The following is a 17,067-nucleotide window of genomic DNA, read 5'->3' on the forward strand; positions in this document are numbered from 1 at the left end:
AATCACGCCCATGGAATGGCTGATTGTTTCTCTGGCTTCGCTGTTTGCCGGTTTCGTGGATGCGATTGTGGGCGGCGGCGGGTTGATTCTGGTGCCGGTGCTGTTTGCGGTGTACCCCACTGCGGCACCGGCTGCCCTGTTTGGCACGAACAAAAGCGGGGCCGTATGGGGCACCGCGTTCTCGGCGTGGCGGTACGCGCGGCGCATCGAGTTTCGCTGGGCGGTGATTCTGCCGGCGGTGCTGGCTGCCTTTGGCGGCTCGCTGCTGGGGTCGTGGGCGGTGACGGTGGCCTCGGCGGATTTTCTGCGCAAGCTACTGCCCTTCGTGCTGCTGGCGGTGCTGTGTTACACGCTGTGGAAAAAAGACCTGGGGCAGACGGCGCACCCGCTGCAAAGCCGTCGGCGCGAACAAGTGCTGGCCATGTGCATCGGCGCGCTGATCGGTTTCTACGACGGTTTCTTCGGGCCGGGCACGGGCAGTTTTTTCGTGTTCGCGCTGGTGCGGCTGCTGGGTTATGACTTCCTGAATGCCTCGGCCCATGCCAAGCTGCTGAACATTGCCACGAATGTGGCCTCGGTCGCCTTGCTGGGCATGAAGGGCTATGTGTGGTGGCATCTGACCGTGCCGCTGGCGGTGGCGAACATCCTGGGCAGTCTGCTGGGAACCTGGATGGCCCTGCGCTATGGCGCGGGCTTTGTGCGCTGGATTTTCGTGGCAGTGGTATCGGTGCTGATCGCCCGCTCGGCCTGGGATGCGTTCCTGCGGTAGCACTAGGGAAGGTCTGCAAAACCCATTGCGCCGCCCGCATCCCGCCACTGGGCGCATCGCTGCGTTGGCTTTTGCGGTCAATAGCCCCGCTATTGACCGCAAAATCCGCCTTGCGCTGCATCCCACTGGCGGGCGCAGGCTTACCGCAAGAGTTTTGCAGACCTTCCCTAGGTCGTCATAATATTTTCACAATCGCCACCGACGATACCTGGTTCATGAACGAACACATGACTGGAATCTCGGCATGGAAAAAGCCCAAGCAGTAGCCACCCTGGGGATGGCCTCTCTTTTGCAGCCTGCGCGCCTACAGGCCGCCCTCAGGGCCAATGACCGGCTCAAGCTGTACCTGACGGTGCTGCAAGCGGCGGTGGGCCATGCGCACCAGCCCCAGGCCACGCTGCCCGATCTGGGGCAGGAAATGGCCGCTGCGGGAATGGGGCAGACACCCGACCAGCACTGGTTGCGCAAACTGCCCGGCAGTGCCTCGCTGCAAGGCGCAGACATCAGCCTGCCCGACCTGCCGCTGCTGGCCACGCGCCTGCACGATGATCTGGCGCAGATGGCACGCCCCTTCCAGGAGCAGGATACGGCAGAGGCGCATGGCCTGCTGGAGCGTGTGCAGCACTGGCAGTCCAGCCTGAACGAGGTGAAGAGCCAGCCCGAGCCGCTGCTGGATGCCGCCACCCTGTCGAGCCTGACGCACGGGCTGCGTGAGAAGGGCGACAGCCTGCACATTACCGTGATGGATTTGCACAAGGCACTGAACCGGCTGGCTGCGCAACTGGCCACCGACGAGATTGCCGGAGCGCACGCCTGGCAACTGGCCGAAGACGGCAGCGACGTGCCACGCATTCAGGCATTCATGCGCGGGCTGGGCCGCACCCGTGGCCTCAAGGGCAACCACCCCGGCCTGGACACCGCCGCCACGCGCGACGCCGCGGTGCTGATGATTCAGAACGACATCGGCACGAACGATGCGCATGTGCTGGTGATTCAGGTGGACACGGGGCTGGCACGGCCCCGCATCACCCTCACCTATTCCGATCTGCACGACCAGCGTTTTGCATTCTTTCAGGGGCTGCTGCGCGAGGTGGGGGCCACCTGGAGCGAAACCCAGTCACAGCAGCACCGGGGCCTGAATGCGGGCGAAGCCTACTTCGTGGGAACGGCGCGTTTCGAGGCAGACAGCGAAGCCGAACTGGCGCGGCAACTGGAAGGCATTGGCGAGCGCATCGTGTTCCTGATCGACTGGAACCGCGCCCGCAAGCGGCTGCGCACCTTTGTCGGCAAGGCCAATGCGGTGAAGGTGCTGCAAGCGGCGGCACAGCAGCGCGTGGGGCATTATTTCTGGCTGGAATCGGGCGGGGTGCAACTCATCTGGAACGCCATGGGCGCACAGGCCGGTGGCATCTTCCAGTTGGGCGATCAACTCAGCGACGTGCTGGGCGAGCCGGAAACCGTGGCATTCCTCACCGAAGTGCTGGCCCTGTCCACCCGACACGCGCTGGCCAAAAGCCCCGGCAGCCTGCTGGAAGACGAAGTGCGCATTCTGCTGACGCGCCATCTGCGCGGCCACCGCAATGAGCTGGAGCTGTTGCAGGAACATGCGGCCCTCTGCCACGCTCTCGCACAGGCCCTGGTGGATTCGCTGGCACACGGGGCCGAGCGCGACCCCACCGCCACCACCCGGCTGGCCAGCCGCGCCAAGGGCTGGGAACGCACCGCCGACCAACTGGTGGTGCAGGCGCGGTCACAGTCCCTGCGCCAGCCCCAGTTGCACAGCCAGTCCATCACACCGCTGCTGGAGCATTCGGACGACGTGGCCGACGCGCTGGAAGAAGCCTGCTTCGTGCTGGACTTGCTGGCCGGGCATTTCCACGCCAAGCCCCAGACATACTGGAGCGAGCCACTGCGTGCCTTGATGGTCGCTCTGGCAGGCACGGTGCGCACCGCCGTGCAAGACCACATCAAGGCACTGACCATCGCCTGCACGCTGGACGAAGTCAGCGAAGCCATCGATCACGACGATTTCCTGCGCATGTCCTGGCATCTGTTGCAGGCCGAACGCCACTGCGACGAACTGCTGCGCCAGTCGCGCCGCCTGCTGGCACAGGATGCACGCCAGCACAACGATGCCGTGGCCCTGACACTGGGCAACGACTTTGCTGCCGCCGTGGAACACGCCAGCGACGCACTGCTGCTGCTGGGCCACGGCCTGCGCGAACGGGTGTTCCGCCAGATTCAGCCCCTGAGCTGAACCATCCCACGGCCTGCCATCCGAACCTCCCTGCTGCCCCACCGCATACCACGCCATGAATACCCCGACCGCCCCCCAATCCCCCGCGCTGCCACCGCCCACCCTGATTGGCTGCCCGGACAGCACCCTGCGCGCATCCGCGCTGCCCGGCCCCGACACCATCGGCTTCAAAGCCTACAACCTCGTGCGCATGGCCGCGCTGGGCCTGCCCGTACCCCAGGCCTTTGTGCTGGGCACGCACTGGCAGAATGCCCCGGCCTCGCAGTTGCGCCAGAGCTGGTACAGCGGCCTGGCGGCACTGGAATCGGCCACTGGCCTGCGTTTCGGCGACAACCGCCGCCCGCTGCTGCTGTCGGTGCGCTCCGGCGCGCCCGTCTCCATGCCGGGCATGATGGAAACCCTGCTCAACATCGGCCTGACCGAAAAAACCCTGCCCGGCCTGTTGCGCAGCACCGGCAATCCGCGCCTGGTCTGGGATGCCTACCGCCGCCTGATTGCCGGTTATGGCGAAGTCGTGCTGGGGCTGGACAGTGCCCTGTTCGAGGCCGACTTGCAGCAGGTCGGCAAAGGCCGGGATGAGCGCGAGCTGGACTTCTCGGAACTGCGCAGCCTTGCGCGGCTGCACCTCTGCACCGTGCAGCGCGAGGCAGGCAAGAGCTTCCCTCAAGAACCACTGGAGCAACTGGAACAGGCCATTGGCGCGGTATTTGCCAGTTGGCACGCCCCCAAGGCACAGGAATATCGCAGATTGCACGGCCTGTCGGAACACATGGGCACGGCCGTGACCGTGCAGCGCATGGTGTTCGGCAATGCCGGGGGCATCTCGGGAGCGGGCGTGGGCTTCTCGCGCCATCCCAGCACCGGCGAGGCCGTGCCCTGGGTGGATTTTCTGTTCAACGCACAAGGTGAAGACGTGGTATCGGGCCGACGCAGCGCACGCGGCCACGACGAACTCTCCCGCCTCGCTCCGGCCGTCTGGAAAGAACTGCGCCATGCCATCGCCAAGCTGGAGAAAGCCTTTGGCGACATGCAGGACTTTGAATTCACCGTAGAAAACGGTCAGTTGTGGCTGCTGCAAACCCGCGACGGCAAGCGCACCGTACAGGCACAGGCCCGCATCGCACTCGATCTGTGGCAGGAAGGACTGATCGACACCGCAGAAGCCCGCAGGCGCACCGCCGGACTGGATGCCGACACCCTGGCCGTGCCGCGCATCGTCGCCCAGAGAAGCGAAGGCAAGGCCGATGGCCAGAGCAGCGCACTGGCTCCCGTGGCCACCGGCCTGAGTGCCGCGCACGGCGTGGCCAGCGGAGCCATCGCGCTGGATGAAGAACAGGCCCGCCGTTGCCACGCCACCCACACCCCACTGCTGCTGGTGCGCCACGACGCAGAAACCAGCGACATTGCCGCGCTGGACATTGCCCAGGGCCTGCTGACGGCACGCGGCGCGCGCACCTCCCATGCCGCCGTGGTGGCACGCCATCTGGGCAAAGTCTGCCTGGTGGACTGTCAGGACTTGCAGATCGACCTGGCACGGCGCGTGATTCACCTGGGCGGACAACCCCTGCCCGAAGGCACGGTGCTCACACTGGACGGCAACACCGGCCATATTTACGTCGGAACCGTCAAGACCGTGCGCGAAGTGCCAGCAGGCATACTGGAGCGGCTGGCGCAGTTGCGCGAATAAATGGCCCAATTGCACATGAGGCGACTGGATTGCGGCCTGCGCCGGAATGACGGCCCCAAACCAAAGTTGGAATCGTTCCTACGCTCCTGCGTGGGAACGCCTCCCCCGCCGCTCCAGCGGCATGGCATGAGGCAAGGACGCTGGAGCGTCCCGACACCGTTCCCACGCAGGAGCGCAGGAACGATCCAACCTGCCGCCTCGCCCGCTCAGTGCATCGTGCGGGATGCCTGGGGCGAGTGCGTGGCATCACCGCTGAACAGCGCGGTGACATCCACCGGGTCGAACAGATACTGCTGGCCGCAGAACTCACAACCCACCTGAATCCGCCCCTGCTCTGCCACGATGCCCTGGCTCTCGGCTTCCCCCAGGTTGCGCAGCATGTTCTCCACCCGCTCCTTGCTGCATGTGCAGCGGAAGTGCGGGCGCAGTGCCGCACCTGCCGCATCCACGGCGGCGGGCAATTGCACCAGCGGCTCCTGCCAGAACAGGCGGCGCAGAATGGTGGGCACATCCAGCGTCAGCAACTCGTCTTTTTGCAGGCTGCTGGCGAGGTGGGCAATGCGGTTGAAATCCTCGTTCTCGCCCAGCGTATCCTCGGCCTCGGTATCGAGTTGCCCGGCGGCGAGATTGTCCTGCCCCTTGACCGGCATGCGCTGCACCAGCAACCCAGCCGCCACCTGCGCATTGGCGGCCAGCACCAGCACGGTATCGAGCTGCTCGGACTGGCGCATGTACTGTTGCAAAATCACGTTCAGGCTCTCCAGCGGTTCGCCTGCCTCGTTCACCAGCGGCACAATGCCCTGATAGGGCTGCTGGCCGGGCAGTTTGCGGTCGGGGTCAAGCGTAATGGCACAACGCCCCTGCCCCTGCTGGTTGAGCAGCGCGGACAGCGGGGTATCGTCCTGCACGCTGGCGCGGGCAGCACTGCCCAGGGTAGCGGTACTGCGCACAGCCAGACTGGAATGCACCTCCGCCACCGCCAGCTTCAGCGGCCCATCCCCCGCAATTTGCAGAATGAGCGCGCCTTCAAACTTGATGTTGGACTGCATCAGCAACCCGGCGGCCACCATTTCGCCCAGCAGGGTCTGCACCGGCAACGGGTACGCGCCGGTTTCGGTATTGGCGGCACGGCGGCGCAGCATCTCCTGCCATGCGTCGGTCACGCGCACAATCGCGCCCCGCACAGGCAGGCCATCAAACAGAAATTTATGCAGTTCAGACACAGTGGGGTTCCTTCATTCGGATTTTTTCAGGCCATCGCGGAAGCGGCGGCTGTTGTCGATGTAGTGGCGGGCACTGCGGCGCAGTCCCTCGATTTCTTCGGGCGTGAGGGCGCGCACCACCTTGGCCGGACTGCCCAGAATCATCACGCCATCGGGGAACTCCTTGCCCTCCGTCACCAGCGAACGCGCACCAACCAGGCAATTGCAGCCAATGCGTGCGCCGTTGAGAATGACCGAGCCAATGCCGATGAGCGATTCATCGCCAATCGTGCAGCCATGCAGCATCACCTGATGCCCTGCCGTGACATGGCGGCCAATGTGCAGCGGCTTGCCTTCATCGGCATGCAGCACGCTGCCATCCTGAATATTGCTGCCCGCGCCAATCGTGATGGTATCGCTGTCGCCCCGCACCACCGTGCCGAACCAGACGCTGGCATCCTCGCCCAGTTGCACCTTGCCCATCACCTGCGCACTATCGGCCACCCAGGCAGTGGGGGCAATGTCGGGGTGGATGCCATCGAGTTCGTAAACGGCCATATCGGGTCTCCATACAGGGGTGGGGGAAGAATGATTGTGTCGTGATTATGCGGGCGATCACGCCATGTCAAAAACATCCGATACATGCCTATTTTTGCCAAACACAAACCCCACGACCCCGTCATGCCGGGCTTGACCCGGCATCCAGTGGCAACGTTTGCCTTGAAAGTCCCGGTAGCCTTGGTTGTGCCATGCTTCTGGATGCCGGGTCAGGCCCGGCATGACGCTGTGAGTGAATTCCACCATCACGCAAACTGAACAGCAAAAACACTGACCATAGCGCGATCGCTCTGCACTCCGGCCAAGAGCCAATCAAACCGCCTGCTGCACCACCCGCCCGGTCAGGGAATGAACCTGCTGCCTGGCAATTGCGTGCCCCTGGGCCGCAGCCTGCGCAATCCACATCAGTGCCAGATGCTGGCTGTCGCCACTCTCACCCCGCCCGGCAGCGTACAGCATTCCCAGCCAGTGCATGGCATCTGCCGACCCCTGCGCGGCCGCCTGCTCCAGCCAGTAAAAAGCCGCGCAATGGCTCCCGGCTCCCGGCATTTTTTGTGCCCGCAAGGCAAACATCGCGCCAGCCTCGGCCTGGGCCAGCGCATCACCCGCATCGGCACGGGCAATCATGGCCACTTCCTCATCGGTCAAGGCCATGCCCAGCGCGGGGCGAATCTCCCCAAACACCAACAACGTGCGTCCACGCGCATCGGCTGGCAACTTGCTGATGCTGCCCTCCTCAATGCGCCGCCACCAGGTACGCCTGCTGCGCCCCGACATGGCAATGACGGCATCCAGGCTGATTGTTACGGTTTCGGTCATCATGGTGGCATTGTAGATGCGGGTACAGCCGCAACCATCGGCAGACTCAATCCGCCAGCACCTGCTCCAGCGTGCTGGCCGTCAGCACCCGCGTCGCCCAAAGCGTCAGGGTATCCGCATCGGCCTGTTGCAGCCGCTGCTGTGCCCATTGCGGCAAAACCCCGAACCTGCCTTGCAGCAACTTGTTCAGTATCTGGGCAATGCCTTCCTGCCGACCTTCCTGCCGACCTTCCTGCCGGCCTTCCTGCCGACCCTCCTGCCAGCCCTGATGCTTCCACTGGTCAATCCACGAGCGGGAATTCTCTACAAGCATTTCTTTCACCTCCTTGACATCCTCCCCTCCCTAAAGTGAGGGGATTCCCGCTTCACCGAACCGCGCCCATGCCTCAAAAAGCCACAGGACTTACCGCTTCTCCACGGGCTGACACCGCCAGTCCGGCGGCCAGTACGTTGCGCGCAGCGTTCACGTCCCGGTCGTGGTGTTCTCCACATTCCGGGCACGTCCACTGCCGCACATTCAAAGGCATTTTTGGCATCGTATATCCGCAGTCCGAGCATCGCTTTGACGAGGGATACCATTGGTCGATGCCTACCAGTTCACGCCCATACCAATGGGCCTTGTATTCCAACTGTCGCACAAACTCTGCCCAGCCTGCATCGGCGATGGATTTGGACAGGCAGCGGTTTTTCTGCATGTTCGACACAGACAGACTTTCAATGGCGATCACTTGGTTTTCGTTTATCAGCCGGGTGGAAAGTTTGTGCAAGAAATCCTTGCGTGAGTCTGCGACCTTTGCATGCAGTTTGGCAACCTTGAGCTTGGCTTTTCTTCGTCGGTTCGATCCTTTGGTTTTCTTGGCAAGACGGCGTTGCAGCTTGGCCAGCTTTGCCTGGTTCTTGCGGTATGTGTTGGGTGCAGCGACTTTCTCGCCGGTGGAGAGGATGGCGAAGTGAGTCAGGCCCAGATCAATGCCTACCTTGCCGGATGCTTCAGGCTTTGCGGCCACGGCATCGTCACACAGCAGACTGACGAAGTAGCGGCCTGCCGTATCCTTGCTGACTGTCACCGTGGTGATTTTGGCCACTTTCGGAATCGGGCGCGACCAGCGAATGTTCAGTGGGGCATTCATCTTCGCCAGCTTCAAGGCCGAGCCGTCCCACTTGAATGCGCTGGTGGTGTATTCGGCAGACTGTTTGCCATCCTTGTGTTTGAACTGCGGGTAGCGGGCACGCTTGGCGAAGAAGTGGCCAAAGGCGGTTTGCAGATGGCGCAAGGCCTGCTGCACCGGGACGCTGGAAACCTCGTTGAGCCATTCATATTCCGGCTGCTTTTTCAGGGCAGTCAGGGCCGCAGACGTGGCGTGGTACCCGACGCGCTCTTGCCGCTGCATCCAGGCATCGGTGCGCAAGCGCAGCATGTGGTTGTAGGCAAAGCGGGCACAGCCAAACGTGCGGGCAAGCGTCGATGCTTGCTCGGGCGTGGGGTAGAACCGGAATCGGTAGGCACGTTTGATGTCCACTTGCGCATTGTCCATAAACCACGCAAAGATAGCAATTCCAGAAAGGAAGCGAGAGAGGGGGCACTCTACGAGTGCCGCGCTATCCCTCCCCGCCCCCGTATCAAGTACGGGGCAGGCTCTGAAGGACGGGGTTTCTCGCGCAATCGGATGAAGTCGTGCAGTTCGGGTAGTTTCACATCCGGCAAGGCCCTTGGCAAGAGCACCAGACGAATCCACGACAGAAATGCGCGGCGCACTTCCCGCTGGTTGCCAGGTCGTGCGTGGTTTCGCTGGGCATCGTTTCTCCTTGGGCCGGGTGCGGGTCTGGGCAGTGTACTTTGCTGATGCGGTGGTGGCGGGCCAAAGCGGCATACAGACGGAACGATCGTGCCATGTCAAAAACATTCGATATGTACCTATTTCTACCAAACACAAACCCCACTACCCCGTCATGCCGGGCCTGACCCGGCAGCCAGAAGCATGGCACGACCCAGGCTACCGGGACTTTCAAGGCAAACGTTGCCACTGGATGCCGGGTCAGGCCCGGCATGACGCTGTGAGTGAGTTTCACCATCACGCAAACCATACTGCCCACCGTGCCGCCAACATGGCACACCACGGGTTATGACAGCCACCAATGGCACAGCATCTTCTGTGCCATTTTTTTGCCCCATGCGGGCAATGGCACGGCAGGGAATGTGCCAATGCCGTTTTCAGGGTCGATTTTCAACGGGCATGGCATTTGCAGAAGAAACAGCAAGGGTCAGGAAATATTTTCAGGCCTGTCAATCCCAATCTGGAGGACATTGATTATGAAAAAATCTCTGCAAAAGGGTTTTACCCTGATCGAACTGATGATCGTGGTGGCGATTATCGGCATTCTGGCTGCCATTGCCATTCCGCAATACAGCGAATACCAAAAGAAAGCTCAGGATCGTTCGGCACAATCTGATGCCAAAAACTTCCTGAGTTCCGCAATGGCCAACTCTGTTAAGTAATTGATTGAATATCAGGAGAAAATTATGAAAAACTTTTTCAAATTCGGTCTGATTGCCGCAGCTTTGGTTTCCAGTTCTGCTTTTGCCGCAGATGTGGGTGGTGATGCAACGGGCAGTATTGCATTTGACGGTGATCGCATCAACAATTTTGCAGGTGCTGATGCTTTTTATGTTGTGAGTGATTTCAGCTTCCATCTTTCCAATAACGTGGATCTTTTCTACACTCAAAACCGCAACACTATTGCAGTATCTACCTCCACCCCTCGTGGTCGTAATGTATTCAGTGGCAGCAGTGCTGGTGGCTCTGTATCAGTTTGCGGTGAAGCAACTGCCGGAAATGACGAACCCGCAGCCGCAGCCCCCAGCGTAGAAGCTGAAGATGAGAACGGTTGTGCTGATGGAACTAACGCCAGCCCTCGCGCATAACGCAATTTGCGTGAACGCGTAATGTAGAAATAATTTCAAACGTGTTCTTATATTGAGTGGAGCATTCTATGCCCCACTTCAAACCGCCCTCCATAAAAAGAGTGGCGGTTTTTTTCTACCCTGCAAGACCCTGCCCTGTCGGGTCTGGAAGTGGTGGTGGTGGGCGACCATGCACCGGCGTTTCTGGACAAGACCGCCCGTGCGGCATTCGACCCCAAGCGGGTGCCTTTCATCCATTTGCGAGTGCAATGAGGCCTGCCATGGCATCTGTCCATCGTTCCAGGGGATTCACGTTGATCGAGTTGCTGACGGTCATGGCGGTGATTGGCATTCTGGCCAGTATTGCCCTGGTGCAGTACCAGGAGTTTGCCAAGAGGAGTCAGGATGCTGCCGCTCGCTCCGATGCCCGCAACTTCCTTTCTACGGCTATGATGCACTCCGGCAAGAACTGATCGTTCCCATGCTCCTGCGTGGGAACGGCATCGGGACGCTCCAGCGTCCATGGCGTGCCGCTGGAGCGGCGGGGGAGGCGTTGCTACGCAGGAGCGCAGGGACGATCAAACGATCAATCATCCCGCCTTGCCTACAATCGCGGGATGACCGATTCATACCCCGCTTTTTCCGAATTGCGTGCCCAGGCTCTGGAGATTTTGCTGCTGACCGATGCCGACGAAAAGGCACGCCGCACCCACGCGCTCCATGCCCAGGCCGATGCGTTGCCGCTGCACGCTGATGCCCAACTGCACGCGCCACCGGCTGCCGGGTTGCCGGGAATGCCTGCGGCTCTGGTGCTGGCACGCCATACGGATGTGGCGCGGCGTTCCCCGGCCACGTTGGAGGGGCGGGCGGTGCTGGTGCATGCCATCGTGCACATTGAATTCAATGCCATCCATCTGGCCCTGGATGCCATCTGGCGGTTTGCCGGTATGCCGCCCGCGTTCTACCGCGACTGGCTGAAGGTGGCCGCCGAAGAGGCGAAGCACTTTCAGTTGTTGCAGGCGCAGCTGGAGCGCATGGGCTGGCACTACGGCAGTTTTCCGGCGCATCAGGGCTTGTGGAGCATGTGCGAGAAAACCCGCCACGACCGGTTGGCACGCATGGCCCTGGTGCCGCGCACGCTGGAGGCACGCGGGCTGGATGCCACGCCGCTGATTCAGCAGAAGCTGCGCCAGATCGGCACGGACGATGCGGTGCAGACGGTGGCGATTCTGGACATCATCCTGCGCGAGGAGGTGGGGCATGTGGCCATTGGCAACTACTGGTATCGCTGGCTGTGCCACCAGCAGCAGTTGGAGCCGGTGGGCCTGTACCCGCAACTGGTGGCGCAGTACGAGGCCCCGCGCCCCAAGGCTCCGCTGAATCTGGAGGCACGACGCGCCGCCGGTTTCACCGAGGAGGAACTGGCGTATCTGCAATGGGGTGGAGACTGAAGATGCGCACCTGCCAGTGCGATGCTGCCGCGACATTCGATTCTCTTTGAACAAACTGCGGGCAGGAAACTCTTTTGGCATATAGTCTGCGCGTTGGACGCGCTGCATCCTGGAACGTGTGTACGATTTTTCCTGAAACCCCTATGACCCTCCGACTCTCTTTCTCTCCGCTTTCTTCTTCTCGCCATCTGGTGGGCACTGTGCTGCTGGGCATGGCTGGTGCAGCCTGCATGCCTGCCGTGGCCGATGCGCCGCAGGTGCTGTTCAAGGGGCCGCATGCCACCGTCACCACCGATGACATTCAGGCCGAAACCGCCCATTTGCCCGCCGATACGCGCCAGCGTTTGCTCAGTCGCCCCGATCAGGTGGGCCAACTGGCCGAAAACCTGTTCATACAGCGCACCCTGGCCGCACAGGCACGCGAGCAGAAGCTGGATCAGACCACCGAAGTCCAGACCCGTGTGCAACTGGCCAAGGATCGCATCGAAGCGGCTCTGGTGCTGGACAAGCTGAAGGACGAGGCCGCGCTGTCGCCGCAGAACCGGGAAAAATACGCCCGCTCCATTTACAAGGCCGAACCAGAGAAGTTCCGCGCACCGGCCGATACCCGCGCCAGCCATATCCTGATCCTGAGCAAGACCGAAGGGGCCAAGGAGAAGATCGACGGCATTTACGCCCAGCTCCAGCAGGGGGGGGATTTTGCGGCACTGGCCAAGGAGCACTCGCAAGACCCACGCAGTGCAGAAAACGGTGGCGATCTGGGTTTCTTCACCAAGGGCCGCATGGTGGCCGAATTCGAGCATGCCGTGGAGCAGTTGAAGAAACCGGGGGAGTGGAGCAAGCCTTTCCTGTCGCACTTCGGCTGGCACATCGCGCGGCTGGAAGAACGCCGCCCGGAACGCCCCCTGCCGTTCGAGGAGGTGCGCGAGCGGCTGGAGCAGGAGGGTAACGAAGCGGCCTTTCGCAGTGCCCGCACGGCCGTGACCGAAGCGATCAAGGACAAGGCGACCCCGGACTTCGAGGCCATCGAAGCCTTCAGCAAGGCACAGGCCACCCCCGACCGCTGATGCACTCACCCGATGCCACCTGTTCGGGTCGGAGCAGGTGGCATTGCAGCTTACTTTTTCCATGAACTTTCTTCTTCAGGACCTGCAATCGCTGCAACGCCTGCGCCAGTTGTGCTGGCGCATGGGCGTGCGCGAAATGCAGAGCCGCTACGCAGGCACGGCGGCGGGCGTGATCTGGGTGTATCTGCCACCGCTGCTGACGATGGCGACCTACTACCTGGTGTTCGACATCATCTTCAATATGCGCCTGGGCGATCAGGCCCCCGCCCGCACCGTGGGCGTGTACATGATTGCCGGTATGCTGCCGTGGATTGCCTTTGCCGATGCCATCTCGCGCGGCATGGGCAGTCTGCTGGAGGCGGGCAGCGCGTTGCAGAAAAACCCCCTGCCACCGGTGCTGTTTCTCACGCGCACGGTGCTGGCCAGCGGGCTGATTTTCGGGCCGCTGCTGCTGGCGGTGTTTCTGTTCTATGGGCCGCAGCACGGTTTCGCGCCGCTGGCCCTGCTGTCGTTTGTGCTGTTGCTGCTGCTTCAGGCAGTGCTGTGCTGGCTGGTGGGCTATCTGCTGGCCCTGCTGGCCGCTGCCGTGCGCGACACGGTACAGATCACCAACTTCATTCTGGGCATCGGCATTTTCCTCAGCCCCGTGTTGTTCCCAATCGCCATGTTCCCGCAGCAATGGCAGTGGGCACTGTGGCTCAACCCCATGACCCCCTTCGTGCTGGGCTACCAGAGCGCGTTGCTGGAAGGCGCACTGGCTGGCACCAGCGTCTGGCTGGCCATTGCCGTGTGGTTCTCGCTGCTGGCCCTGGTGCTCAACGGGGCCATCGGGCGCACCCGCGAAGAACTGATAGACTGGCTGTAACCCCATTTCTCCAAGGCATTCCACCATGACCTCTCCGCAATCCCCCCTGTTCTTTCTGCGCAACCTGTTCTCTGGCCTGGAAAAAACCCTCACGCCTCCGCCCTGGCTGGTGCATGAGGTACAGCATCGCGTGGTGCTGCTGGTCAATCATGTGCTGCAACAGGAGCCGCAGGCCCAAGAGCGGCTGGCCACCCAGCGCGGCAAGGCCGTGTTCATCAGTTGGCGGCAGTTTCACATGCAGGTGAAGATCACGCCCGCCGGGCTGCTCGATCTGGACGAAGACCACGCCACCAACCACCTGCTGCTGGAAATCACCGAAACCTCGCCTTCCGCCCTGGCCCGCGATGCCATCCACGGCCAGAAGCCGCCGATCCGCATTGCCGGGGACGTGCAACTGGCCAGCGAACTGAACTGGGTCATCGACAACGTGCGCTGGGACCTGGAAGACGATCTGGCCCGATTGATCGGCGATGTGCCGGCCCACAAGGTATCGAACGTGGCGCGGCGCGTGGCACAGGAACTGCGCGGCTTTGCGCAGAACGCCACCGGCTTCATCGACGGATTGCGCGGCCAGAAAAACCCGACCCATGATGCCGGCACGGCCAGCGACTTCGGCCACGCACCGGAACACACCGGCAGCAGCGACGACAGAAAGCCATCGGCATGAGGAAGTGGCTGCGCGGCTGGGCGATTCTCTGGATTGTGTTCCGCTATGGGCTGGATGAGCTGGTGCTCACCAGCTTCAACCACAAGGGCGTGGCCGCACTGGCGCGGATTCTCTCGATCGGCCGCAGTCTGGACGCACCGCGTGGCCAGCGACTGCGCGAGGCCCTGGAGCGGCTGGGGCCGATCTTCGTCAAGTTCGGGCAGGTGCTGTCCACCCGGCGCGATCTGCTGCCACCCGACATTGCCGAGGAACTGGCCCTGCTGCAAGACCGTGTGCCGCCGTTCGACTCCGACGTGGCGGTGGGCATCATCGAGAAAGCCTTCAGGAAGCGGCTGGAAGATATCTTCGTCCAGTTCGACCGCACCCCGGTGGCCAGTGCCTCGATTGCGCAGGTGCATTTCGCGCAGATCACCGACCGCGAAGGCCAGTTGCGCGACGTGGCCGTGAAGGTGCTGCGCCCCGGCATGCTGGACGTGATCGAGCGCGATCTGGAGCTGATGCACACGATGGCATCCATGCTGGAGCGTGTCTCCGCCGACGGCAAGCGGCTCAAGCCCCGCGAGGTGGTGGCCGAGTTCGACACCTATCTGCACGACGAACTCGACCTGATGCGCGAAGCCGCCAATGCCGCGCAGTTGCGCCGCAACATGGACGGGCTGGACCTGGTGCTGATTCCCGAAATCCACTGGGACTTCTGCCACATCGACGTGCTGGTGATGGAGCGCATGAACGGCATTCCCGTCGGCCAGACCGAGGTCTTGCAGGAGCAAGGCGTGGATTTGCACCGGCTGGCACGCGACGGTGTGACGATTTTCTTCACCCAGGTGTTCCGCGACGGCTTCTTCCACGGCGACATGCACCCCGGCAATATCCAGGTCAGCGTGGAGCCGCAAAGCTTCGGACGCTTCATCTCGCTGGACTTCGGCATCGTCGGCACCCTGACCGATTTCGACAAGGAATACCTGGCGCAGAACTTCTCCGCCTTCTTCCGGCGCGACTACAAGCGCATTGCCGAGCTGCATGTGGAAAGCGGCTGGGTTCCCGCCGACACCCGCGTGGCCGAACTGGAAGCGGCGGTGCGCACCGTCTGCGAACCCTATTTCGACCGCCCGCTCAAGGAAATCTCGCTGGGCATGGTGCTGATGCGGCTGTTCCAGACCTCGCGCCGCTTCCACGTCGAAATCCAGCCGCAACTGGTGCTGCTGCAAAAGACCCTGCTGAACATCGAGGGGCTGGGCCGCCAGCTCGACCCCGACCTTGACCTCTGGAGCACCGCCAAGCCCTTCCTGGAAAAGTGGATGAACGAGCAGATGGGGCCGCACCGCCTGATGACCGAGTTGCGCAACGAAGCCCCACGCTACGCGCAAATCCTGCCCGGCCTGCCGCGCCTGTTGCAGGATTTTCTGGTGCAGCACGGCCAGCAGTCCCACCAGCAGGCGGCATTGCAGCAACTTCTGCAAGAGCAGCGGCGCACCAGCAACCTGCTGCACGCCCTGCTCTACGGCACGCTGGGCTTTGTGCTGGGCGGGCTGGGGGTGCTGCTGGTGCAGGCTCTGGTGCGGCAGGGAATGCTGGGGTGAGCTGCTTCAGCCCCCTCCGTAATGCCGGACTTGATCCGGCATCCAGTTGCGCCGCAACCCATTGGCAAGCGAGGTATTTTTTGTAAGCGTCGTCACTGGATGCCGGATCAAGTCCGGCATGACAGCGTTTGCTGCTTTGACCCAGGCTGTAATAACCACTTGGCCAGCTTATGCCCAAACGTTCCAGACAGCAGCAGGTTGAGCACGGCATGACGCTGTGCGTGAGTCTCACCATCACACAAACCGGACAAGAGAAACACCATGGCACGCTTGCCCTGAAAAAATGGGGCCTTGTGCCCTGTTTTTTTCAGTACCGCCACAAAATCTGAAGATAATCCGCCCTTGACAAAATTCAGTCGTGGGCGAGTGCCATCCAGGCAAAAAACCGGCTTGATTTTTGCTCAGTCGCAACCATCCGTCTTGCCTGCTGTGCCCGCCCCTGTCATGCCCGCGCCCCGCCGCTGGCCATCAGGCCATGCACTGCCAGCCAGGAAAATGGCTTTCGCTTTGACTCTTTGTGTGAGAGGGTTTTCGCATGGCACTGATCGCTTTTATCTTCGCCTACCTGCTGGTTTCCGTGGCCATTGGCCTGTATGCCGCCAGGAATGTTCACAACACCACCGATTACGCGCTGGCCAGTCGCCGCCTGCCGCTGTTCATGGTGGTGGTCATGACTTTTGCCACCTGGTTCGGCTCCGAACTGGTATTGGGCGTTTCGGCGGAATTCGCCGAAGGCGGCCTGATCGCCGTGGTGAAAGACCCCTTCGGGGCCGGGCTTTGCCTGGTGCTGGTGGGCCTGTTCTTCGCCCGCAAGCTCTACCAGAAGACCCTGCTGACGCTGTGCGACTTCTACCGCCAGCGGTTCGGCACCTTCATTGAGGTGGTCTGCTCCATCATCATCATCTTCAGCTATCTGGGCTGGGTGGCCGCACAGGTGAAGTTCCCCCCATTGACCGGACACCTTATATTTCTCAAAGAAGGAGTCCATCATGTCTTCAAAACGCCCGCAGTATCCACCTGAGTTTCGCAGTCAAATTGTTGAGCTGGCCAAAGCAGGTCGCACACATGCTGAACTTGCCCGAGAGTTTGGATGCCACGCCACCAGCATTGGCACCTGGGTTCGCCAGAGTCAAATTGATGAAACCGGCGATACGTCTTCAGATGCACCGTTGAGCACCGCTGAGCGCCAAGAATTGACCGCATTACGGCGCGAGCTCAGGCAAGTTAAGCAGGAGCGCGATAT

General features: G+C 61.9%; 17 protein-coding genes and 2 pseudogenes. 14 read left to right on the top strand and 5 right to left on the bottom strand.

The genetic code is table 11. From position 1 onward, the window contains the following. The first annotated feature begins 10 nt into the window (after window positions 1-10). The 3 genes from BUE21_RS11430 to BUE21_RS11440 all read left to right on the top strand — a co-directional run bounded on the left by BUE21_RS11430 (window position 11) and on the right by BUE21_RS11440 (window position 4,713). Window positions 11-769: a sulfite exporter TauE/SafE family protein gene (locus BUE21_RS11430; RefSeq protein ID WP_073356797.1), complete on the top strand. Its 759-nt coding sequence runs from the start codon at window positions 11-13 to the stop codon at window positions 767-769. Between the two features lie 244 nt (window positions 770-1,013). Next, a complete protein-coding gene (locus BUE21_RS11435; protein ID WP_073356798.1) occupies window positions 1,014-3,026 on the top strand; it encodes a hypothetical protein in 2,013 nt (670 codons plus the stop codon). Window positions 3,027-3,081: 55 nt separating this feature from the next. Then, a complete protein-coding gene (locus tag BUE21_RS11440) occupies window positions 3,082-4,713 on the top strand; it encodes a PEP/pyruvate-binding domain-containing protein (protein WP_073356799.1) in 1,632 nt (543 codons plus the stop codon). 206 nt (window positions 4,714-4,919) lie between these two features. Here the strand turns inward: BUE21_RS11440 and hslO are convergent, their stop codons facing one another. The 5 genes from hslO to tnpB all read right to left on the bottom strand — a co-directional run bounded on the left by hslO (window position 4,920) and on the right by tnpB (window position 8,812). Beyond that, window positions 4,920-5,936: an Hsp33 family molecular chaperone HslO gene (hslO, locus tag BUE21_RS11445; RefSeq protein WP_073356800.1), complete on the bottom strand. Its 1,017-nt coding sequence runs from the start codon at window positions 5,934-5,936 to the stop codon at window positions 4,920-4,922. A gap of 12 nt (window positions 5,937-5,948) precedes the next feature. Further along, the gene (locus BUE21_RS11450; protein WP_073356801.1) at window positions 5,949-6,473 is read right to left on the bottom strand and encodes a gamma carbonic anhydrase family protein; all 525 of its coding nucleotides are present in this window, start codon (window positions 6,471-6,473) and stop codon (window positions 5,949-5,951) included. Between the two features lie 312 nt (window positions 6,474-6,785). Then, window positions 6,786-7,295 (bottom strand): SEL1-like repeat protein, encoded by a 510-nt coding sequence (locus BUE21_RS11455; RefSeq protein ID WP_073356802.1) that lies wholly within the window; start codon window positions 7,293-7,295, stop codon window positions 6,786-6,788. Window positions 7,296-7,338: 43 nt separating this feature from the next. After that, window positions 7,339-7,605: an RpnC/YadD family protein gene (locus tag BUE21_RS11460; RefSeq protein ID WP_073356803.1), complete on the bottom strand. Its 267-nt coding sequence runs from the start codon at window positions 7,603-7,605 to the stop codon at window positions 7,339-7,341. Between the two features lie 73 nt (window positions 7,606-7,678). Continuing rightward, window positions 7,679-8,812 carry an IS200/IS605 family element RNA-guided endonuclease TnpB gene (tnpB, locus tag BUE21_RS11465; RefSeq protein ID WP_200796733.1) on the bottom strand — a complete coding sequence of 378 codons (1,134 nt, stop codon included), beginning with the start codon at window positions 8,810-8,812 and terminating at the stop codon, window positions 7,679-7,681. 791 nt (window positions 8,813-9,603) lie between these two features. Here tnpB and BUE21_RS14840 point away from each other — a divergent pair. From BUE21_RS14840 to BUE21_RS11510, 11 genes and pseudogenes are all read left to right on the top strand, one after another. After that, window positions 9,604-9,723: pseudogene (locus BUE21_RS14840) on the top strand (prepilin-type N-terminal cleavage/methylation domain-containing protein); the annotation flags it as partial. A 90-nt stretch (window positions 9,724-9,813) separates the two neighbouring features. After that, entirely contained in the window at window positions 9,814-10,215 is a 402-nt protein-coding gene (locus BUE21_RS14555; RefSeq protein ID WP_143164510.1) for a hypothetical protein, read from the top strand. Window positions 10,216-10,475: 260 nt separating this feature from the next. Then, window positions 10,476-10,667 carry a type IV pilin protein gene (locus tag BUE21_RS11475; RefSeq protein ID WP_073356812.1) on the top strand — a complete coding sequence of 64 codons (192 nt, stop codon included), beginning with the start codon at window positions 10,476-10,478 and terminating at the stop codon, window positions 10,665-10,667. 144 nt (window positions 10,668-10,811) lie between these two features. Beyond that, a complete protein-coding gene (locus BUE21_RS11480) occupies window positions 10,812-11,645 on the top strand; it encodes a ferritin-like domain-containing protein (RefSeq protein ID WP_073356806.1) in 834 nt (277 codons plus the stop codon). A 143-nt stretch (window positions 11,646-11,788) separates the two neighbouring features. Next, window positions 11,789-12,712, top strand: coding sequence for a peptidylprolyl isomerase (locus BUE21_RS11485; RefSeq protein ID WP_084523229.1), 924 nt, complete (start codon window positions 11,789-11,791; stop codon window positions 12,710-12,712). 61 nt (window positions 12,713-12,773) lie between these two features. After that, on the top strand, window positions 12,774-13,577 hold the full coding sequence (locus BUE21_RS11490) for an ABC transporter permease (RefSeq protein WP_073356807.1): 804 nt from the start codon (window positions 12,774-12,776) through the stop codon (window positions 13,575-13,577). 25 nt (window positions 13,578-13,602) lie between these two features. Next, window positions 13,603-14,244, top strand: coding sequence for a hypothetical protein (locus BUE21_RS11495; protein ID WP_073356808.1), 642 nt, complete (start codon window positions 13,603-13,605; stop codon window positions 14,242-14,244). Continuing rightward, window positions 14,241-15,824 (top strand): ubiquinone biosynthesis regulatory protein kinase UbiB, encoded by a 1,584-nt coding sequence (gene ubiB / locus BUE21_RS11500; protein WP_073356809.1) that lies wholly within the window; start codon window positions 14,241-14,243, stop codon window positions 15,822-15,824. The genes BUE21_RS11495 and ubiB overlap by 4 nt, the downstream gene beginning before the upstream one ends. Before the next feature lie 170 nt (window positions 15,825-15,994). Then, window positions 15,995-16,153 carry a hypothetical protein gene (locus tag BUE21_RS15045; protein ID WP_234971139.1) on the top strand — a complete coding sequence of 53 codons (159 nt, stop codon included), beginning with the start codon at window positions 15,995-15,997 and terminating at the stop codon, window positions 16,151-16,153. Between the two features lie 206 nt (window positions 16,154-16,359). Then, window positions 16,360-16,761: pseudogene (locus BUE21_RS11505) on the top strand (sodium:solute symporter family transporter); the annotation flags it as partial. Between the two features lie 52 nt (window positions 16,762-16,813). Further along, window positions 16,814-17,067 (top strand): transposase (locus tag BUE21_RS11510; RefSeq protein WP_143164511.1); only part of this gene is annotated, 254 nt, incomplete at its 3' end.

This window comes from Lampropedia hyalina DSM 16112, assembly GCF_900129055.1.
GTDB lineage: Bacteria > Pseudomonadota > Gammaproteobacteria > Burkholderiales > Burkholderiaceae_C > Lampropedia > Lampropedia hyalina.